18 protein-coding genes are annotated in these 20,387 nt (G+C 67.2%); 7 read left to right on the top strand and 11 right to left on the bottom strand.

Annotated features, from left to right (window positions below):
- Positions 1-89: 89 nt before the first annotated feature.
- The 4 genes from AC4D2R_RS02200 to AC4D2R_RS02185 form a co-directional block, all read right to left on the bottom strand.
- Entirely contained in the window at positions 90-1,928 is a 1,839-nt protein-coding gene (locus AC4D2R_RS02200) for an ABC transporter ATP-binding protein (protein WP_490937035.1), read from the bottom strand.
- Entirely contained in the window at positions 1,925-3,799 is a 1,875-nt protein-coding gene (locus AC4D2R_RS02195) for an ABC transporter ATP-binding protein (RefSeq protein ID WP_490937033.1), read from the bottom strand. The genes AC4D2R_RS02200 and AC4D2R_RS02195 overlap by 4 nt, the downstream gene beginning before the upstream one ends.
- Before the next feature lie 100 nt (positions 3,800-3,899).
- Positions 3,900-4,847 (bottom strand): metallophosphoesterase, encoded by a 948-nt coding sequence (locus AC4D2R_RS02190; RefSeq protein WP_490937031.1) that lies wholly within the window; start codon positions 4,845-4,847, stop codon positions 3,900-3,902.
- Between the two features lie 2 nt (positions 4,848-4,849).
- Positions 4,850-7,171 (bottom strand): transglycosylase domain-containing protein, encoded by a 2,322-nt coding sequence (locus AC4D2R_RS02185; protein WP_490937029.1) that lies wholly within the window; start codon positions 7,169-7,171, stop codon positions 4,850-4,852.
- A gap of 37 nt (positions 7,172-7,208) precedes the next feature.
- Between AC4D2R_RS02185 and sp36 the strand changes: the two genes are divergently transcribed.
- From sp36 to AC4D2R_RS02170, 3 genes are read left to right on the top strand one after another with little or no spacing between them, the layout of a single operon-like run.
- The gene (sp36, locus tag AC4D2R_RS02180; protein ID WP_490900837.1) at positions 7,209-7,370 is read left to right on the top strand and encodes a Sp36 family protein; all 162 of its coding nucleotides are present in this window, start codon (positions 7,209-7,211) and stop codon (positions 7,368-7,370) included.
- Entirely contained in the window at positions 7,367-7,849 is a 483-nt protein-coding gene (locus AC4D2R_RS02175; RefSeq protein ID WP_490937027.1) for a RidA family protein, read from the top strand. The genes sp36 and AC4D2R_RS02175 overlap by 4 nt, the downstream gene beginning before the upstream one ends.
- Before the next feature lie 4 nt (positions 7,850-7,853).
- Complete coding sequence (locus tag AC4D2R_RS02170) at positions 7,854-8,768, top strand: NUDIX hydrolase (protein ID WP_490937025.1); 915 nt, start codon at positions 7,854-7,856, stop codon at positions 8,766-8,768.
- Positions 8,769-8,856: 88 nt separating this feature from the next.
- On the opposite strand, the gene AC4D2R_RS02165 is transcribed toward AC4D2R_RS02170, so the two are convergent.
- Complete coding sequence (locus AC4D2R_RS02165) at positions 8,857-9,534, bottom strand: Crp/Fnr family transcriptional regulator (RefSeq protein ID WP_490900842.1); 678 nt, start codon at positions 9,532-9,534, stop codon at positions 8,857-8,859.
- Between the two features lie 217 nt (positions 9,535-9,751).
- Here AC4D2R_RS02165 and AC4D2R_RS02160 point away from each other — a divergent pair, with 217 nt between their 5' ends.
- A complete protein-coding gene (locus AC4D2R_RS02160; RefSeq protein WP_490937022.1) occupies positions 9,752-10,936 on the top strand; it encodes a MarP family serine protease in 1,185 nt (394 codons plus the stop codon).
- A gap of 6 nt (positions 10,937-10,942) precedes the next feature.
- Here AC4D2R_RS02160 and AC4D2R_RS02155 read toward each other — a convergent pair whose 3' ends face one another.
- Complete coding sequence (locus AC4D2R_RS02155; RefSeq protein WP_490937018.1) at positions 10,943-11,965, bottom strand: DUF2332 family protein; 1,023 nt, start codon at positions 11,963-11,965, stop codon at positions 10,943-10,945.
- A 168-nt stretch (positions 11,966-12,133) separates the two neighbouring features.
- Here AC4D2R_RS02155 and AC4D2R_RS02150 point away from each other — a divergent pair, with 168 nt between their 5' ends.
- The 3 genes from AC4D2R_RS02150 (at position 12,134) to AC4D2R_RS02140 (ending at position 15,852) form a co-directional block, all read left to right on the top strand.
- Positions 12,134-13,828: an ABC transporter substrate-binding protein gene (locus tag AC4D2R_RS02150; protein ID WP_490937016.1), complete on the top strand. Its 1,695-nt coding sequence runs from the start codon at positions 12,134-12,136 to the stop codon at positions 13,826-13,828.
- Positions 13,829-13,909: 81 nt separating this feature from the next.
- Positions 13,910-14,914: an ABC transporter permease gene (locus tag AC4D2R_RS02145; protein ID WP_490900847.1), complete on the top strand. Its 1,005-nt coding sequence runs from the start codon at positions 13,910-13,912 to the stop codon at positions 14,912-14,914.
- A complete protein-coding gene (locus AC4D2R_RS02140) occupies positions 14,911-15,852 on the top strand; it encodes an ABC transporter permease (protein WP_490900848.1) in 942 nt (313 codons plus the stop codon). The genes AC4D2R_RS02145 and AC4D2R_RS02140 overlap by 4 nt, the downstream gene beginning before the upstream one ends.
- Before the next feature lie 80 nt (positions 15,853-15,932).
- Here AC4D2R_RS02140 and AC4D2R_RS02135 read toward each other — a convergent pair whose 3' ends face one another.
- From AC4D2R_RS02135 to aroQ, 5 genes are all read right to left on the bottom strand, one after another.
- Positions 15,933-16,715 (bottom strand): ABC transporter permease, encoded by a 783-nt coding sequence (locus AC4D2R_RS02135; RefSeq protein WP_490937014.1) that lies wholly within the window; start codon positions 16,713-16,715, stop codon positions 15,933-15,935.
- Positions 16,712-17,449, bottom strand: a complete 738-nt coding sequence (locus tag AC4D2R_RS02130; protein ID WP_490937011.1) for an ABC transporter ATP-binding protein — start codon at positions 17,447-17,449, stop codon at positions 16,712-16,714. Before AC4D2R_RS02130 ends, AC4D2R_RS02135 begins: the two co-directional genes overlap by 4 nt.
- Positions 17,436-18,014 carry a TetR/AcrR family transcriptional regulator gene (locus tag AC4D2R_RS02125; RefSeq protein WP_490937009.1) on the bottom strand — a complete coding sequence of 193 codons (579 nt, stop codon included), beginning with the start codon at positions 18,012-18,014 and terminating at the stop codon, positions 17,436-17,438. The genes AC4D2R_RS02130 and AC4D2R_RS02125 overlap by 14 nt, the downstream gene beginning before the upstream one ends.
- A 95-nt stretch (positions 18,015-18,109) precedes the next feature.
- A complete protein-coding gene (locus AC4D2R_RS02120) occupies positions 18,110-19,852 on the bottom strand; it encodes a dipeptide ABC transporter ATP-binding protein (protein ID WP_490937007.1) in 1,743 nt (580 codons plus the stop codon).
- 54 nt (positions 19,853-19,906) lie between these two features.
- Positions 19,907-20,377 carry a type II 3-dehydroquinate dehydratase gene (gene aroQ, locus AC4D2R_RS02115; protein WP_490937005.1) on the bottom strand — a complete coding sequence of 157 codons (471 nt, stop codon included), beginning with the start codon at positions 20,375-20,377 and terminating at the stop codon, positions 19,907-19,909.
- Positions 20,378-20,387 lie beyond the last annotated feature (10 nt).

Here is a 20,387-nt window from a genome sequence, read left to right as displayed (position 1 = left end):
CCGTCCGCACAACCTGCGGCAAAAGCAACTTTCCAAGAATACCCCCTGAAGGCCCGGGAGGCGAAACCCCGGCCCCGCCTTCGCCTTCCTCAGACGAGCGAGTCCCGCCAGGCGGCGTGCAGGGCCGCGTAACGTCCGGTGCCGCCGATGAGGTCGGAGGGTTTTCCGTCCTCCACCACCTCGCCGTCGTGGACCACAAGCACGCGGTCAGCGATCGCCACGGTGGAAAGGCGGTGGGCGATAATCAGGGCGGTCCGCGAGCCCAGCAGCTGCTGCAGGCCCTGCTGAACAAGCCGTTCACTGGGGATGTCGAGGGAGGAGGTCGCCTCGTCGAGGATGAGGACCACAGGGTCGGCCAGGAACGCGCGGGCGAAGCTGATGAGCTGGCGCTGGCCCGCGGACACCCTGCCGCCGCGCTTGTTGACGTCGGTGTCGTAGCCCTCGGGCAGTTCACGGATGAAGCCGTCGGCTCCCACGGCCCGGGCCGCCGCCTCGATCTCGGCGCGGCTGGCCGTCGGCCGGCCGAGGGCGATGTTGTCGGCGACGGAGCCGCTGAACAGGAACGCCTCCTGGGTGACCATTACCACCGAGCGCCGCAGGTCCTCCGTGCTCAGCTCGCGCAGGTCGACACCGTCGAGGGTGATGCTTCCCTCGGTCACGTCGTAGAAGCGGGCGATGAGCTTGGCGATCGTGGACTTCCCGGCGCCGGTCTGGCCCACGAGTGCCACCGTCTGCCCCGCGGGGATGGACAGGTCGAGGCGGGGGATGACCAGCGGTCCGTCGCCGTAGCGGAATTCGACGCCGCTGAAGTCCACGGCCCCGCGGGCGTCCTTCAGCGCCACAGGGTTCTTCGGCGGGCGCACCGTGGGAACCTCCTCCAGCAGCCCGGAAACCTTTTCGAGGGCGGCCGAGGCAGACTGGAAAGAATTGTAGAACAGTGCCATTTGCTCCACCGGCTGGAAGAAGCGCTTGCTGTACAGGAGCAGGGCGAGCAGGGCGCCCACCTCGAGGGAGCCCTCAAGCACCCGGAAGCCGCCAGCGGCAAGGACGACGGCGACCGTGACGTTGCCGATCAGGGCCAGTCCGGGCTGGAAGACGCCGTTCAGGTTGATCGACCGGACGGTGGCCCTGCGGTAGTCCTCGGCCAGTTCGTCGTACCGGGAGGCGTTCTCCTTTTCGCGGCGGAAGGCCTTGACGGCCCGGATGCCCGTCATTGTCTCGATGAAGTGGACGATCAGTTTCGCCGACACGACGCGGGAGGCACGGAAGGCGGTCTGCGAGTGCTTCTGGTACCAGCGGGCGAGGAAGAACATGGGCACGGCGGCGGCGAGGATCAGCAGCCCGGTGCGCCAGTCGAGCCCGAAGATGGTCACCGCAGTGAACAGCATGAAGATCGCGCCCGAGGCGAGCGAGCTGATTCCCGAATCGAGCAGTTCGCGCAGGGCCTCGAGGTCGGAGGTCTGCCGCGAAATGATCCGCCCGGATGTGTATTTTTCGTGGAATTCAAGGCTCAGCCGCTGCGTGTGCCGGAAGACCCACAGGCGCAGGTCGAGCAGCATCGCCTGGCTCAGCCGTGCTGTCGCCCGCACATAGCCCGCGGTGAGGACGGCCGCCAGGACCGCGGCAACAAGGTAGGCTCCGCCGGCGGCAACCAGCTGGAGCGGATTTCCCGCGATGAGGGCAGGGAGGGCGCTGTCGATCCCGAAGGCGATGATTGCCGGTCCCGCCACCCGCGCGGCCTGGGAAATCACAACGAGGACCAGGGTGAGCACGAACTGCCGCCGGTTGGGCCGGATGAGCGATCCGAGGAGGCGGAAGGACCGGGACCGGACCGACTTGTTCTGCTCCCTGCTCAGCAGGACGTCGTCCTCGTTGAGGACACCCGCTGAGGTTGCGCCTCCGGGGCGCGCCGTCGACCGGTTTTTCATGCGAGGGCCTCCTCGTCATTGCGGCCCGCCGGAGCCGGATCGAGTGCCGCCGCCGGGAGTGCGGCGGAGAGGGGTTCCTCCTCCGCCGCGCTGTCCAGGTCAACCGGTTCCTCGGTGAGGCTGGCGATCACGTAGCGGTAGTGGTCGTTGCGGGCGAGCAGTTCGAGGTGGGGTCCGATGTCGGTGATCCGACCGTCCTGGAGCAGCGCGACCCGGTCCGCCAAGGCCACCGTCGAGGGCCGGTGGGCCACGACGAGCGTGGTGGTGCCGCGAAGTGCCGAGCGCAGCCGTTCCTCGACGAGTTCCTCGGTTCGCACATCGAGCGCCGAGAGCGGATCGTCGAGCACCAGGATCCGCGGCTTGGCGGCAATGGCGCGGGCCAGGGCCAGCCGCTGGCGCTGGCCGCCGGACAGGCTGAGGCCCTCCTCGCCGATCAGGGTGTCGAGCCCGGAGGGCAGGGAGTAGGCGAAGGACGCCTGGGCGACGTCGAGGGCCTGCTCGAGCAGGTTCTCCGCCTCGGCGTCATTGAGGGCGTCGGCCCCCATCAGCACGTTCTCGCGCACCGAGCTCGAGAACAGCGTCGTGTCCTCGAAGGCGACTGCCACCCGGCTGCGCAGGTCGTCGAGGGCGAGGTGGCGCACATCGGTGCCGTCGATGAGGATCCTGCCACCCGTGGCGTCATACAGCCGGGGCACGAGCTGGACCAGGGTCGTCTTGCCGCTGCCGGTGATGCCGACGAGGGCCACTGTCTCGCCGCCCTCGAGGCGGAGGTCGACGCCGTTGAGGATGTCCGCCTTGCCGTCCTCGGCGTCGGGGTAGCGGAAGTGCACGTTCTCGAAGACCAGGGCCCCGCGGCCGTTGGCCGGACTGGCTGGCGCCTCAGGGTCGGTGATCGTGTTTTCGGCGTCCATCACCTCGTAGTGGCGGTCGATCGCCGTCTTCGCCGTGAAGGTCATGGCCAACAGGGGGCCGATGAACTCGACGGGGCCGGCCACGACGGCGGCCGTGGCGAAGAAGGCAACGAGCGCTCCGATGTCGAGCTCCCCGGTCGAGGCGAGCAGGACGCCGACGACCAGCGAGGCTCCGAGCGCGAGTTCCGGGAGCAGGGTCACGATCATCGAGAAGTTCGCCAGCGACTTGGCCTTGGAGATTTCGGTGCGGCGCAGCTCCTCGGCCTGCTGGTTGAAGGCGTCGAGGGCTTCACGGCTGCGGCCGAAGGCCTTCAGAACGCGGATGCCGTGCACCGATTCCTCGACGGCCGTGGCGAGGTCGCCGGCCTGGTCCTGGCTCTTGCGGGAGACCCGGCTGTAGGAGGTGCGGAAGCGGAAGCCGTAGATCATCAGCGGCACCGCCGCGGCAAGGAAGATCAGTGCAAGCACCCAGCTGGTCAGGAACATGACAACCACGCCGACGGCCACGGTCAGCGAGGTCACGACGAGCATGATGAGCCCGAAGGCCATCCAGCGGCGCATCAGGTTGAGGTCGGTCATCGACCGGGAGAGCAGCTGGCCGCTTCCCCAGCGGTCGTGGAATTCGACGGGTAGTTCCTGAAGGTGGCGGTAGAAGGAGGTGCGCATGTTCGTCTCGACGGTTGTCGCCGGGTTGATGACGAACTGGCGGCGCAGGGCCACGAAGGCCGCCTCGAGGACGCCAAGGAGCAGCACCAGCCCCGCCGCGGCCCAGACGGTCGCGGCGGTTCCGCCCTGTGCCAGGACGTCATTGACGAGAACCCGGAATACCTGGGGGATGGCCAGCGCCATGAGGCTCGCGCCGAGGGCGCACAGCAGCCCCAGCAGCAGCCGCGGAAGGATGGGCTGGACGTGGGGATACAGTCGGCCGATTGATTCGCGCAGCGTGCTCTGTTTATTCATGCCAGCTCTTCGTGCTAGATGTTCGGTGCCCGCAGCAACTATATCGGGAGCGAGGGCGGATGGGGTCGCCTCGGCGAAAGACGGCCCCGGGACGCCCCGGTCAGGACGCGGTGCGCGGAACCAGCGTCAGCAGCACGGCTTCGGGCCGGCATGCGAACCGCACCGGGGCGAACCGTGAGGTTCCGATCCCCGCAGAAACGTTCAAGGGGACCCGGCGTCCATTGGACTCCCACATCGTGAGCCCGCGGGCGCGCCAGGTCGGAAGGTCGCAGTTGGTCACCAGCGCGCCGTATCCGGGCACGCAGACCTGCCCGCCGTGGGTGTGGCCGGCGAAAATGATGTCAGCGCCGTCGTCGGTGAACGAATCGAGAACCCGCTGGTAGGGCGAGTGGGTGACGGCCACCCGGATGTGCGGTGCCTCTGCGGAGGTGCTGCTGCCGGCGGGGTAGCCCGCGTACCGGTCGCGGTTCAGGTGGGCATCGTCGACGCCGGTGAAGTCGATGCGCAGTCCACGGAAGCCCAGCGACTGCGTGCGGTTGGACAGGTCGATCCATCCCGCGCCGCCGAAGGCGGTGAAGAGATCGGTCCAGGGGAGGTCCCGCTGCGGTTTGGCGGGGGAGTCGGCTGAAGGGTCGGCGAAGTAGCTCAGGGGGTTCTTCAGAACCGGTTCGTAGTAGTCGTTGGAGCCGGGAACGAAGACGCCGGGGAAGCGCATCAGCGGCTCGAGTGCCTCAAGCAGCGGCGCGACCGCCTTGCGGTGGCTGAGGTTGTCGCCGGTGTTGACGACGACGTCGGGTTCGAGCCGCGCGAGCCCCCGAAGCCAGGCGGCCTTTGCCTTGTCCCGCGGCGTCATGTGGATGTCGGAGAGGTGAAGCACCCGCAGGGGACGGGTCTGCGGGGGCAGGATCACGACGGTTTCTTCGCGGAGCTGGAAAAGGGTCCGTTCAATGGCCGAGGCATACCCGAAGGTTCCGGCTCCGGCCAGCGCCGTCAGGCCTGCGCCCCAGGCGATTGCCCTTCCCACGTCCTGCGTCGTCGTCGATTTCACGTTCAGCCGTCCCCTTCCCTGCCGCCGTCATTGCCGTTGCCGCCGCCGTTGCCCGAGTTGCCGTTACCGGAATTCCCGTTGCCTGCCGCGGGGCCGCCTGCTCCACCGAGTATGCCACCCGCGCCTCCGGGAAGCACGGGGTTGCCGGAGTTGAGCCCGGGCCGGTTGTTCTGGCGCGAGCCGGAGAGCATTTCACTCGGAGGAGCGGCGAAAGGCTTTCCGTCGTAGAGGCCGGGGATGCGCTGCATGAACTTGGCCCAGGAGGGGCCGGCGATGAGCGAACCGTCGATCTCGGGGTAGATCTTACCGCCGATGCGCAGGCCGCTCAGGCCGCCCTGCTCGTTGCCGCTCTTCCAGTTGCCGACCCAGCTTGCGGTCACCATCCCGGAGTTGTAGCCCATGAACCAGGTCTGTGAGCGGTAGTCGTTGGTTCCGGTCTTGCCGGCCATGGGGATATCGCCGTACTCGAGCTGGGAGCCGGAACCGACCTTCATGACCTCCTGGGTGGCGTAGTTCACGCCGCGGGCCACCTCCTTTGAGATGACCTGCTCGCAGGAAGCGGCGGGGACGGGGTAGCTGGTTCCATCCACAGCGGTCACTTCGGTGAGGGCGCGGGGCTCGCACACGTTGCCCTCGGCGGCGAAGCCTCCGAACGCGGTTGCCATGGAGATCGGCGCAACCTCGCCGGCGCCGCCGATCAGCATCGAAGGGACGATTTCCATCGGCTCTTCCTTGCCGTCGGCGCTTCCGGCCTTGTGGACGCCCATGCGGTAGGCGATGTCCTGGATCTCGCACAGGTCGAGCTGCTTGGCCGACCCGAAGGTGATCGTGTTCAGCGACTGCGCAAGCCCGTTGAGTATGGTCTCGGGACGGTAGTTGATGTCGCCGTAGTTCTGCGGCGTCCAGCCCTTTTCCTCGAGCTCTTCGTAGTGCCCGTACTGGAGGCAGCTTGCCTTCCAGCGCTCTCCCTGCGGGTAGGTGCGCTTCCTGCCGTCAATGTAGGCATTCAGGGACCTGCCGTCCTGGACCCAGGCGGCAACGGTGAAGGGCTTGTAGGTTGAGCCGGGCTGGAATCCGTCAGAGCCGCCGAGGCTCTTGTTGGGGTCGCCGCCGTCGAACTTGTCGACGTTGAAGTTGATCACCGAGTCGCCCGCGGCGGTTCCCGGGGTGTAACGGGTGTTCTGGGCCATCGAGAGGATGTTTCCGGTGCCCGGCTGCAGGCTGACCATCGAGTGGCCGACGGCGCCGTCGGTGGTGTCGGGGTCGGCAGTCTCGTTGACGGCGGTCTGGGCCGCCTTCTGGACCCTGGAATCGAGGGTGGTCTTGATCGTCAGACCCGACCGGTAGAGGACCTTCTTGCGGTCGTCGATGGTTTCACCGTAGGCGGGATCGTTGAGGATCAGGTGGGTGACGTAGTCACAGAAGTAGGGTGCCTGGGCGGCGCCGACGCAGCCGCTGAGCGTCGGGGTGATTTTCAGCCCGAGGTCCGTTGCAACTGCGGCGTCGTGTTCTTCCTGGGTGATCTTGCCGTTGGCAAGCATCGCTCCGATCACGATGTTGCGCCGTTCCAGTGACCGCTCCGGGTTCAGCTCGGGGCTGTAGTAGGTGGTTCCGTTGACGATGCCGGCCAGCAGTGCGGCCTGCGGGATGTTCAGGTCCTTGGCCTTGACGTTGAAGAAGTACTTCGAGGCGGCCTGGACCCCGTAGGTGGTGCCGCTGAACGGGACGATGTTCAGGTACCCCTCGAGGATCTCGTCCTTTGACAGCTCCTTCTCGACCGCGATTGCAAGCTTCGCTTCGCGCAGTTTGTCGCCGATGGTCTTGTTGCCGCTGAAGATCGCTTCCCCGCCGTTCTGGAGGGCGTCGTCGATCAGGACGTTCGTCACGTACTGCTGGGTCAGGGTCGAGGCGCCGCGGGTCGTCTCGCTCGTGAGGTTGTTTGCCAGGGCGCTAACGATGCCCTGGAGGTCGACACCGCCGTGCTCGTAGAAGCGGTTGTCCTCGATGGACAGGAGGGCGTCCTTCATGGTCGGCGACACCTGGTCCAGGGTCACCGGCTGCCGGTTCTCCTCGTACAGCGTCGCGATGAGGGATCCATCGGAGGCGAGGATCTTCGACGGCTGGGCCAGCGCGCCGCGCTTGAGCTCGGCCGGAAGCTCCTCGAAGAACTGCAGGGACGCCGAAGCCCCGGTGCCTGCGGCCGCCGCGACGGGCACAAGCAAACCGGCGGCGAGCACACCACTGAGGGCACTGATTCCGAGGAACGCAATGATTTTCCCTAGGGTGGTTGCCGTGTCAAAGAGTGGAGAGGTGCGAGCAGCCATGTACTGCAGTTTACAAGCACGCGCTAGGCTTTGAATCATGACCAAATGGGAGTACGCCACAATTCCGCTTATCATCCACGCCACAAAGCAGATCCTCGACCAGTGGGGCGACGACGGATGGGAGCTGGTGCAGGTGGTTCCGGGGCCTGACGGCAACGGGCTGGTGGCCTACCTCAAGCGCGAAAAGGGCCAGTCGTGAGCACCACTGACGCAGCCCAGTCGGCAGTGGAGGCACGGCTGAATGAGCTGGGAATCACCCTTCCCGCGGTCGCCGCGCCGGTGGCGGCCTATGTGCCCGCGGTCGTTTCAGGGAACTACGTCTACACCTCGGGCCAGCTGCCGTTCGTGGAGGGCAAGCTCGCGGCGACCGGGAAAGTGGGCGCCGGTGTGGAACCGGAAGCGGCAAAGGGCTTCGCGGAGACGTGCGTCGTCAACGCGCTGGCAGCCGTCAAGGAACAGATCGGAGATCTTGACCGCATCACCCGCGTGGTGAAGGTGGTGGGCTTCGTCGCCTCGGATCCGGCCTTCACCGGACAGCCGTCGGTCATCAACGGAGCCTCGGAGCTGCTGGGCAGGGTTCTTGGCGAAGCCGGAACCCATGCCCGATCCGCGGTCGGCGTCGCAGTGCTACCCCTCGATGCGCCGGTCGAAGTCGAGATTATTGTGGAGTTTGTCTAACCAAGTGGACCGCTTAAGTAACCGCCTGTTTCCCATTCCCGAGGCGCAGCGCAGCGCAGCGGAGAGCTGGGTGGAGCATGGCGGGCGTACACCGCTCAAGCCGCGGCTTGCGTCGTCGGTCGTGCTCCTCCGTGACAGCGCCGTTGGCACTGAGACGTACCTCTCCTACCGGAGGGGCGAGTCGCCTCTGGGCATCGTCGGGTTTCCGGGCGGCAGCATCGACGAAGCGGATGACGAGTATGTCGATTGGTGCGGGCCCACCCCGGCGGCGTGGGCGAAGGCACTGGGCATCGACGACCACGCCACGGCCCGACGCCACGTTGTCGCCGCGGTCCGGGAACTCTTCGAGGAAACCGGAGTGCTTCTGGCCGGTCCAAGCCCCGTCAGCCTCGTGGAGGGCACCCGCGGCAGGGAATGGATGAAGGCGCGCGAAGCCATCAATGAGCAGGAAAGCTCCTTCGCCGACATTCTGAACCGGCGCGGGCTCGGGATCCGCAGCGACCTCATCAAGCCGCTCTCGCACTGGCTCAGCCCCGACTTCGCCCACCGGCGGTTCGACACCCACTACTTCGCCGCGGCCCAGCCCGTGAACCAGGAACCGTCGATCCTGGAGAGCAAGGGCGTGTGGGGCGGGTGGCGGTGTGCCGCGGACGAAATCGAGCGCCGGAACACCACGGCGCTCGGTGATGAGATCGGCCAGCCGAACACCGTGGGCCGCACCCTCAGCGAGCTGGCCGTCCCAGCGGTCGAGGTGATCCTTGAAAAGATCGGCTCCGCCCGGGGCTGTGTCGCCTACCTGTCGCACAAGCGCCCGGTGAAGCTCTACTACCCGCGCCTCACCCGCCAGGACGGCGGGCTCATGCTTGAGGTGGAATGCCCGAAGCTCACCGAGGGTGGCTCGATCCAGCGCGGGTTGTAATACCCCGAATCAATGCGCTCCCCAGCAGGGACAACAAAAAACGGCGGGTACCCCTCGGGGTGCCCGCCGTTGTTTTCGCCTGAGCCTGTCAGCGGCTGCGCTGGCGGAGCCGCTGGATGTCCAGGATGACGACGGCGCGCGCCTCAAGGCGCAGCCAGCCGCGTTGTACGAATTCGGCAAGTGCCTTGTTCACGGTTTCACGGGAGGCGCCGACCAGCTGGGCCAGTTCTTCCTGCGTGAGCTCGTGGGCAACGAGGATGCCGTCGGTTGCCGGCCTGCCGAAGCGGTCAGCGAGATCAAGGAGCGCCTTCGCGACGCGGCCGGGCACGTCGGAGAACACGAGGTCGGCGAGCGACTCGTTGGTGCGGCGCAGCCGCCGCGCAAGCGCCTGGAGCAGCTGGGCCGATACCTCGGGGCGGGTTTCAAGCAGCACGCGCAGGTTTTCGTTCTTCAACCCGGCGAGCCGCGTCTCCGAAACCGCCGTGGCCGTCGCGGTGCGCGGGCTCGGGTCGAAGAGCGCCATTTCGCCGAACAGCTCGCCCGGGCCGAGGATCGCGAGCAGATTCTCCCTGCCGTCCTGTGCGGTGCGGCCGAGCTTGATCTTGCCCGAAACGATGAAGTACAGCTGGTCGCCCTGATCGCCTTCACGGAACACCGACGATCCGCGGGAGAGGTCCACCTCCGTCAGCTCGTCGGTGAGGGCGGCGAAGACGTCGTCTCCCAGTGAAGCGAAGAGTGGCGCCCTGCGCAGTACCTCGATATCCATGAATTCTCCTGATGACGTGATTGCGGCGGTCCCGCGGTGTCTGCTACCTCCCCATCTTGCCGCACGCGGGCGCGCGGGACCAGCTACACGGGTGTTGCACCTCTCAATCCCCGACCTGCCCGCGTCACCGGCCTCCAGCGGGCGGCCGATAAGGCCTATAGAATCGGAAACCAGTGACGGGGGTGCCCGGCTTCCCGAAGAGCAATGGAGAGACGACGTGCCGGACCTCAGCATCCTTGATGTCCTTCTTGTCATCGTGCTGCTCGGCTACCTTGTGACGGGGCTGCGGAACGGTTTCCTCGTCACCCTTGGCGGCATCGTTGGTTTCCTTGCCGGAGCGGTAGCCGCGTTCCTCGCCATTCCCCTTGTCAGTTCCTGGGTGCCCGACAATGGCTGGCGGCTGCCGGCGATCATCGCCACGGCCATCGTGTTGGTGATCGGCGGGCAGGCCCTTGGTTCGAGCTTCGGGGCCGCCATCCGGCGCTGGCTGGACTTCCCGCCCCTTCGGTTCGTCGACAGGCTTCTTGGCGGGGCCGTGAACACCGTCGTTGCAGCCCTTGTGCTCTCGATGCTCGCCTTCAGCGTCGGTGCCCTCGGTGTTCCCTTCCTGTCCTCGCACATCGCCGGGTCCTCGGTGATCCGCAGCATCGACGCCTCGACCCCCGCGCCGCTGCGCGCCTGGCTCGCCCAGCTGCGCACCCTCGCGTTCGACGACGGAATACCGACCATCCTCGAAGGCGTCGGCCCCACACCCTCCGCCGCGGTGCCCGACGACTCCGTCGACACCCCCGAGCTCGCGGCAGCGGCCGCCTCGGTGGTGAGGATCGCCGGAACGGCGTTCCAGTGCGGGCAGAACCAGACCGGATCCGGTTTCGTGATCGCCCCGGGCCGTGTCCTCACGAATGCGCACGTGGTCGCCGGCGTGGACCAGCCGGTTGTCGAGGTTCCCGGGGGCGGGGCCTTGCAGGGCCGGGTTGTGTACTTCGACAAGCAGCGCGACATTGCGCTGCTTGCCGTCGACGGGCTCGACCGTGCACCGCTGCCCCTGGGCACCGAACTCGAAAGCGGAACGACGGCCGCGTTCGCCGGGTATCCGGGCGGCGGCCCCTACCGCGTCCAGCCCGCGAGCATCCAGGGACTCTCGAAGGTACTCGTGCAGAACATCTACGGAACCGACCCGGAGCCACTGCAGGTATACAGCCTTGCGGCGAACGTGCAGCAGGGAAACTCGGGCGGGCCGCTACTCGATCTCCAGGGCCGGGTTGCCGGGATGGTTTTCGCCAAGTCGACCGCCGACGCCCCGGTGGGCTACGCGCTTTCCCTCGCCGAACTGCAGCCGGTGGTCGAGCGGGCCTCGAGCCTCAGCGCGCCGGCCGCCGCAGGGCAGTGCACGCGCAGGTAGCCCCGGTCACCGGCCCTGCGGCGTAAGCCATTCAATCCACTGTCCCTGAGGTCCTGTACGGGCGACGGCCGCGCCGTCGTGAAGCAGGAGCCGTCCCCTCCGGTTGCTGCTTCTGCGCGCCTGGGCGCCTTCCGGCCCTGTGGGTGTTCCCTCCTGTTGGAACGAGATCCAGTGAACGGTGCGGCCGCTGCCTGCGGCAAGGACCGGCAGGCGGGCCGCGGTCTCGCGCCGGGCCTGGGCGCTGAGCCTGCCGCCGGTGTCCAGAATGACGACGGCGGAGTTCACCGGTGCATGGTCGAGAAGGGCCGGAAGGTACTCCATGAGTCCGCCGCGGACCAGCAGGGGAGGATCCTCCCGCACCACGCCCGCCGCAGCCCTTACCTGTTCCCTGCGGTGTGCCTGCTCGGGCCGGACCAGGGCTTCAAGCCAGGCGACGTCGTCGTTGTGGTCCACCTCAAGCACGTGGTGGCCGACCACCGCCCGCCACGCCACCTCGGGCAGCTCTTCCGGCACCGGGACTGCGCCGCGCACCCCGCATTCGAACGGTGGGACGAGCGAGGGTCCGTTGCCGGGGTGAAGCTGCACGGTGGATCCTCCGGCCGGGCCGTAGCTGTAGCTGTAGCGGTCCGGGTAGAGGCACAGACCGGCCGAGGCGCCGGTTTCGATGAGCGAGAGCGGGGCGCCTTCCCGGCGGGCGAGCGCTGCGAGCAGGGGCAGCAAAGCGGCACACCAGCCAGGGTCGTCACTCTGGCCTCCACGGCGCTTCATGAGTTCCCGCACGGAGTCCCAGTTGCCCAGCACGAAGGACCGGAACCCTGAATACGGGAGTTTGCCGGCTCCAAGGTACCGGGCGGCGCCAAGCAGCAGCTCCGGGTGACGCCGAGCCGGAGGGAGGGTTTCGAGGAGCTCCAGGAGCGCGTTGTCCTCGCTGATTCCCGTGCACCACAGCACGTACAGGGGCGATCCGCCGCGGGCCTCCAGGTCGGCAAAGTGCCGGTAGCCGGCCGCCGTTTCATGAGCCGGGTTCATCGAACCCTCCTTCACCACGAAACCAAATCGTAACCGGATGTACGGGCCAAATACGGAATCCGGGCCGCTTTGAAGTTAGGCTCGTCACACGGACAGGGCGCCTAGCGTGCAGATCCGGGCGGATGCAGGGGTATCCGGTCAGAATAATTAGTTCAACAGGAGCTTAAAATGTTCACACGTGGCACTTCTGTGCGCAGCCACCGTCCCGTGCGGAAACGCGTGGCGGTCACTGCAGGAATCTCAATTGGCGCGCTTCTCATGACCGGATGCGTCCAGAGTCAGCGCGAAGAGGGCGCCGGGACCGAGAGCGGGGGAGCGGTCAACTCGACCTTCGTGTTTGCCGCCTCGTCCGATCCGAAGTCCCTCGACCCGGCCTTCGCCAGCGACGGCGAGTCCTTCCGGGTCAGCCGCCAGATCTTCGAGGGCCTCGTCGGAGTCGAGAAGGGCACCGCCGATCCGGCGCCGCTCCTCGCCGAGTCCTGGGAGACCGCCGAGGACGGACTGTCGACCACCTTCGCCCTGAAGGAAGGCGTGAAGTTCCACGACGGCACCGACTTCAACGCGGAAGCCGTGTGCTTCAACTTTGAGCGCTGGTTCAACTGGACGGGCCTGCAGCAGGCAGAGACAGTGTCCTATTACTACAACTCGCTCTTCCACGGCTTCAAAGACGAGCCCGACGACGCCGTCTACAAGTCCTGCGAGGCCAACGGCGACGCCGAAGTGACGATCAACCTCGCTAAGCCCTTCGCAGGCTTCGTTCCCGCCCTGTCGCTGCCGTCCTTCGCCATGCAGAGCCCCACCGCGCTCGAGAAGTTCAAGGCCGACGAGATCGGCGGCTCCGAGGAATCGCCGAAGCTCAGCGAATACGCGCTCGGGAACCCCGTGGGAACCGGGCCGTTCAAGTTCGAGTCCTGGGACGTCGGACAGCAGCTTGAACTGTCGATCTTCGAGGACTACTGGGGCGAGAAGGGGCAGATCACCGACACGATCTTCCGCATCATCGAAGACCCCCAGGCCCGCCGCCAGGCACTTGAGGCCGGAACCATCGACGGCTACGACCTGGTCGCGCCCGCCGACACCGGGGCGCTCAAGGAAGCCGGGTACAACATCATTGCCCGCGACCCGTTCACCATCCTCTACCTCGGTATGAACCACAAGGTCAAAGAGCTCTCCGACCCGCTGGTCCGCGAGGCAATCGCCCACGCCATCGACAAGGAAGCCCTGATCAGCCAGACGCTGCCCGAGGGAACAGAGGTCGCAACGCAGTTCATCCCCGACGTCGTCGAGGGCTACAACAAGGACGTCACCACGTACGACTTCGATCCCGAGCGGGCCAAGGAGCTACTCGCGGAGGCCGGCTACCCTGACGGCTTCGAGGTCGAGTTCAACTACCCGACGAACGTTTCGCGGCCGTACATGCCGACCCCCGAGCAGGTCTTCACCAACCTGCAGGCCCAGCTTGCCGACGTCGGAATCAAGGTCACCCCCAAGCCCGCCGCCTGGTCGCCCGACTACCTGGACCAGGTCCAGGGCACCGAGGACCACGGCCTGCACCTGCTCGGCTGGACCGGCGACTACAACGACACCGACAACTTCATCGGCGTCTTCTTCGGCCAGGAGAAGCCCGAGTTCGGCTTCAGCAATCCCGAACTGTTCGACGCACTCAACGAGGCCCGGGGAATGACGGACCGCGAGGAGCAGACGAAGAAGTATGAGGAGATCAACCAGCAGATTGCCGAGTTCGTCCCGGCCATCCCGCTGGCGCACCCGGCGCCGTCCCTGGCGTTCGCCGAGCGTGTGAAGTCCTACCCGGCCAGCCCGGTCAACGACGAGGTCTTCACAGACATCGAGCTCAGCGAGTAATCAGATTACAGTGGAGCCGGGCCGCACTGTGGCCCGGCTCCACTGTGGTTGCACCACCGAGCTCATCCCCGAGAGGACACAGTGTTACGCGTCATAGGCAAGCGAATTGCCCTGCTCATCCCCACCCTGTTCGGGCTGTCGATCCTGCTGTTCCTGTGGGTGCGCAGTCTGCCTGGCGGCCCCGCAACCGCCCTCCTGGGGGAGAAGGCGACACCCGAGGCCGTGGCCCGGGTCAATGAGTTGTACGGGTTCGACGAGCCCCTCATCAGCCAGTACTTCACCTACATGGGCAAGCTGCTCCAGGGCGACTTCGGTGTCTCGATCAACACCGGGCGCCCCGTCCTTGAGGAATTCGCCACCAGGTTCCCCGCAACAATCGAACTGACGATCGTTGCGCTGATCTTCGCCATCGGCGTCGGCATTCCGCTCGGCTACCTGGCGGCCCGGCACTACGGCCGGGCGGTCGACCACGGCTCCGTGGTGCTGAGCCTGATCGGGATCACGGTGCCGGTGTTCTTCCTGGCCTTCATCCTCAAGTACCTCTTCGCCATCCAGTGGCCGCTCCTGCCGCCGGACGGCCGGCAAAACCCCCGGATCAACGCCACCCACTTCACCGATTTCTACGTCCTCGACGGGATCCTGACCGGTGAGTGGGACGCGGCGTGGGACGCGCTGCAGCACCTGATCCTTCCCGGGCTCGCCCTGGGCACCATCCCTCTGGCGATCATCGTGCGGATCACGAGGGCATCGGTCCTCGAGGTCCAGAACGCCGACTACGTCCGCACAGCCCGCGCCAAGGGCCTCCTCGAGCGGACCATCCGCGGGCGGTTCATCCTGCGCAATGCGATGCTCCCGGTGGTCACGACCATCGGCCTGCAGCTCGGCCTGCTCATCTCGGGTGCGGTCCTCACCGAGACAGTGTTCGCGTTCAATGGCATCGGGCGCTTCCTCCGTGACGCCATCTTCGGACTCGACTACCCGGTGCTTCAGGGATTCATCATCTTCATCGCCATCCTCTACGCGATCATCAACCTTGTCGTTGACATTTCCTACAGCCTCATCGACCCGAGGGTGCGTGTTCAGTGAGTACAACCTTGCCCCCCGCAGCCAGCGGATCCGCAGCTCCGACAGACCCGGTGCTCGACACCGGCGGCGGCACCGGCCTGTGGAAGGACGCCTTCCTGCGGCTGCGCCGCAACCCACAGGCAATCGTGGGAGCAGTCATCATCGGGCTTTTTGTCCTCGTGGCGATCCTTGCCCCGCTGCTCGCGCCCCACGGTGGCAACGACCTTCCCGGGCGGACCGAAATCACGCCCACGTCGATCCCCGGCCCCGGCGAGATCGCAGGCTACCCGCTGGGCCTTGACCGATTCGGCGGTGACCTGCTCAGCAAGCTCATCTGGGGCGCACAGGCGTCCCTGCTGATCGGCGTCATCTCCACCACCCTCGGCCTGGCCGGCGGCATGCTGCTGGGCCTGCTCGCCGGAGGGTTCGGCGGCTGGGTGGACAACCTCATCATGCGGTTCGTCGACATCCTGCTGTCCGTTCCGAACCTGCTGCTGGCAGTGAGCATCGCGGCGATCCTCGGGCAGAGCCCGTACGCGATCATGATCGCCATCGGTGTTTCGCAGATTCCGATCTTCGCCCGCCTGCTGCGCTCCTCGATGCTCTCCCAGCGCGGCTCCGACTACATCCTCGCGGCCCAGACCCTGGGGTTGAGCAGGTCGACGATCACCATGAGCCACCTGCTGCCCAACAGCATGGGCCCGGTCATCGTCCAGGCCACCCTCACGCTCGCCACCGCCGTGATCGACGCGGCCGCGTTGTCCTTCCTGGGACTGGGTGGCGGGCTGCCGCAGACCGCAGAGTGGGGAAGGATGCTCACCTACGCGCAGGCCGAGTTGTCGGTCGCACCGCAGCTGGCGTTCCTGCCCGGTGCCTGCATCGCGATCACCGCTTTGGGATTCACGCTCCTTGGCGAATCGCTCCGTGAAGCGCTCGATCCCAAAACGCGCCGGAAGTAGGCAACGCGTTCAGCAGGGGGCGCGGACCGGTTCTCCGGTCCGTGCCTTCTCCTGTGTAAAGGGCCAGGTCCTCCGGCCGGCTACCGGTCGAGGCTCAGGCGGTTCCAGGCCCGCAGCGTGAGCGCGGCAAACAGTGCCGCAACGGGAACAATGAGCAGCAGCTGGACGGCGGTGACCGGGTCGAGTCCGGATCCCGTGCCGGCGGCCCACAGGCCGGGCGCGGAGAACGGAAACCAGCCGCCCGCCCCCGCCATGACGGCCATCTGCGCGAGCACGACTATGCCGATGACCAGGCCGATCGCCGCAAGGTATCCGCGGCCAAGGACGGCGGCCCAGGCGGCCGGTGCGGCAAGCAGCGCCGTCGACAGCACGATGACAAGGAACTTGCCCGCGCCGCCCAGCACCGCGGCATCGACGCTCCCGGCGCCGCTGAGCAGCCCGGCCCCGAGGAGCACCCCGGTCAGGGCCAGTGCCACAACGGCGGCCCACGCCAGCAGCAGGACAAGCTTGGCAGTGGCGACGGCCGTCCGGGAAACGGCCGTGAGGAACAGGGCTCCGGCGGTGCCATCGGTGAACTCGCGGCCGAACACCCACCCGGCGACCACACCGAAGCCGAGGAGGCCGCCCACCGCGATGATGGTGTTCGCGCCGGCAAAGATCCCGTCCCAGCCGCCGTCACCGATGATCGCCTGCCCCTTTGCGGCCAGCAGCGGGTTCGCGCCCTGAACGGAGAACAGGGTCAACAGGGTCATGGCGGGAACCCCCACTATGAGGAAGACGCTGGTGAACCACACCGGCCGCGCGCGTCGGAACTTCAGCCATTCCATCCACAGGGCGGCGCTGAACTGGGCCCTGGAGGTCACCGCTGCACCCCGCTGTCGGCATACACCATGTCGAAGAACCTCCGTTCAAGGTCGATCTCCGCTGGGTCGAGCGTGCCGATGGTGCGCCCGCCGTTAAGGACGGTGATGCGGTCGGCGACGCGGGCCACCTCGTCGAGATGGTGGCTGGACACCAGGGCGGCGGTGCCGCGGGGGCCGTGCGCGCGCTTCTGAAGGGCGCGCCGGACCAGCATGATGCCGGCCGGGTCGAGGGCGTTTGTGGGTTCATCGAGGAGCAGCACCTCCGGGTCCGCGATGAGCGCTGCGGCAAGGCCCAGCCGCTGCCGGTTTCCCATGGAGAGCTTCCTGGCCGGAGTGCCACGCCATTTTCCGAGCGCAAACTCGTCGATCAGGCGCTCGGCGGCAGCGGAAGCGCCATCGGCGCCCAGGCCCGCCAGCCTCCCGGCCACCCGCAGGTTCTGGAGGACGCTCAGTTCGGGGTAGGCGAGCGGGTTGTCAACGAGGTAGCCGACACGGGCGCGGTCCGCTGCCGGCAGCGAGGACGGCGCGTGGCCGAAGACGCACACGTCGCCGCTGTCGGGGCGCAGCATGCCGAGCAGCAGCCGCAGCAGGGTTGTCTTTCCCGCGCCGTTGAGCCCAATGAGGGCGTGCACCTCGCCGGGGACGACGTCGATGCTCACCGCATCGAGGACGGCGGCCCCGTCGTAGAGCTTGCCGGCGTTGATGCTTCTGAGGGCGGCTTCAGCCTGGCTCACCGTCGCCGTCCTTCCGGGACCCGCCATCGCTGCGGATCAGCTGGAGCATCGCCGCTGCGATCCAGTCCCCGAGCCTGCCCTCAGGAGCGGCCGCCCAGTCCATGAGGGCGGCGATGAGCGCCCCCAGGCAGGCACCGGCTGCGACCTCGGCCTCAAGCCGCCCCGCCCCCGAGCGCTGAAGGGCCTCGGCGACCACCCGCTGCGTCCGGTAGTTGTTCTCCCACATCCGGGCGCGCAGGTGGGGGTGGCCGGTCACGATCCTCAGCTGCGTGCGCATCTGCCCGGACCCGTCCTCGGGGATCGCGGCCCAGGCAGCCAACAACCCGGAACATGCCCGCTCCAACGCATCGGTGCCGGGCTGGGCCTCCACGATGGCTCCGATGACGGGATCGTACGGATCGTCAAGGAGTACGGCGTCCTTCGTGCCGAAGTGGCGGAAGAAGGTCATATGCGAAACGCCCGCGGCCGCGGAAATCTGCTCGACCGTGGTGTTGTCGTAACCCTGTTCAACGAACAGGGCCAGAGCTGCCTCCTGGATCCGGGTTTTCGTGCGTGCCGCACTCATACCGCTTATGTTAGTCACTAACATAAGCGGTGTCGAGACCCCGGGCCGGCGGGCGGTGCCGCCGGGCAGTCCCGCCGGCCCGCCTCAGCAGGCCGCTACGACGCTATGCCGTCTCCGATCTTGAGTTCGTTGCCCGGGATCGAGGCGAGCAGCTTGCGGGTGTACGGGTGGCGGGGGTTCTGGAACACCTCTTCCGAGCTCGCCGCCTCGACGAGCTCGCCGTCCTTCATCACGCACACGTAGTCGGAGATGAGGCGCACCACGGCCAGGTCGTGCGAGATGAACAGGTAGCTCAGGCCAAGCTCGGACTGCAGGTCCCCGAGCAGCTTGAGGATCTGCGCCTGGACGAGAACGTCGAGGGCCGAGACCGGCTCGTCGCAGACAAGCAGTTCCGGCTTGAGGGCAAGGGCCCGGGCGATCGCGACGCGCTGGCGCTGTCCGCCGGAAAGCTCCGACGGGTACCGGCGCAGCGCGTTGTGCGGCAGGGCCACCTGGTCCATCAGTTCCCGCACCCGGGCCGCCCGCTCCTTCTTGGTGCCCCGGTTGTAGGCGTTGAGGGGCTCCTCAACAATGCGTTCGATGGTGAACATCGGGTTGAGGGAGGAATACGGGTCCTGGAAGACCGGCTGGACGCGCTGACGGAAGTCGTTCAGCTGCGCCTTGTCGAGGGTGGCGACGTCCAATCCGTCGAACTTCATCGTGCCCGAGGTCGGCTCGATGAGCTTCAGGAGCATGCGGGCAGTCGTTGTCTTGCCCGATCCGGACTCGCCGACGATTGCCACTGTCTGCCCGCGCGGCACGTCGAGGGTCACATTCTTCGCGGCGTAGAAATCCTCCGAGCTGCCGCGCCGCTTGTAGACCTTCGTGAGGTCGCGGATCTCAACGATGTTCGTCCCCGGCGCCGCAGCCTCGGCCGCGACGCCGGCTACCGCGCCGTGCTCTTCGTAGACCGCCTCGGCAAGCTTCGCCCGCTTCGCCGGGTCGTCGTTGTAGGCACCGGGGCGCAGGCGCACCGCGGCGACGCTGGGCGCCGCACGGACCAGCGACTGCGTGTAGGGGTGCTGCGGGTCGTTGAGAAGCTGCTGGGCCGGCCCGGTCTCGACAACCCTGCCGCGGTGCATCACCACGAGGTCGGAGGCGCGCTCGGCGGCAAGGCCGAGGTCGTGGGTGATCAGCAGCACCGAGGTGCCCAGCTGGTCGGTCATTGTGGCGATCTGGTCGAGGATGGTGCGCTGCACCGTCACATCGAGCGCGCTCGTCGGTTCGTCGGCGATCAGGAGCCGGGGCTGGCAGGCGAGGCCGATGGCGATCAGCGCGCGCTGGCGCATGCCGCCCGAGAACTCGTGCGGGTACTGCTTGGCGCGCTCGCCCGCGTCGGGCAGGCCCGCGGCGGAGAGCACCTCAATGACGCGTTCCTTGACATTGCGCTTGGTGGCCATCCCGTGCACCAGCAGGGTCTCGGCGACCTGGGTGCCGATCTTGGTGACGGGGTTCAGGTTCGACATCGGATCCTGGGGCACCAGTCCGATCGCCCGCCCCCGGATGGAGCGCATTTTGGACTCGGGCAGCCCGACCAGGTCCTGGCCCTCGAAGAAGATGTTTCCGGCGGTTGCACGGCCGTTGCCGGGCAGCAGGCCGATGCACGCCATGGCGGTTGTCGACTTCCCCGAGCCCGATTCTCCGACGATCGCGAGGGTGCTTCCACGCCGCAGCGTGAAGCTGGCGTTCTCGACGGCGCGCACCTCCCCATGCGTGGTGCGGAAGCTGACTGCAAGGTCCCGGACTTCGAGCAGGGGGGCGTCGCTGGCTTCTGCGCCGGCGGGAGTGATATCCGTCATGGATCTATGGTGCACTACCGGAACGGTTTTGCCGGAAATCTGCGCCGCTGAGGCCTAATTTTTCGTCGGCGCTCCGGCGCCGGCTCCGAGGCGCGCAGTGAGATATTCGACGGCCAGCCGGTATCCGTCGACGCCGGCGCCCACGATGACCGCGTCGGCGACGGCGGAGATGTAGGAGGTGTGCCGGAACTCCTCGCGCCGGTGAACGTTGCTGATGTGCACCTCCACAACGGGCAGGGCCACAGCGGCGAGCGCATCGCGGATCGCGATGGAGGTGTGGGTGAAGGCGCCGGCGTTGATGATCACGGCGTCGGCGGTTCCCTCGGCCGCGTGGATCGCGTCGATGAGCGCGCCCTCGTGATTGGACTGGAAGCTGGTCACCGCCCAGCCGCGGGCGGCGGCGGCCGCGCGGGCCAGGCGTTCGACGTCGTCGAGCGTTTCCGAGCCGTAGACCGCAGGTTCCCGGGTTCCAAGCAGGTTCAGGTTCGGGCCGTTGAGGATCAGGATGCTGGGCGCGGCGGTCATGGCTTAACTA

Source organism: Arthrobacter sp. TJ-217, from assembly GCF_058269255.1.
This window is presented reverse-complemented; position numbering and strand designations above follow the sequence as displayed.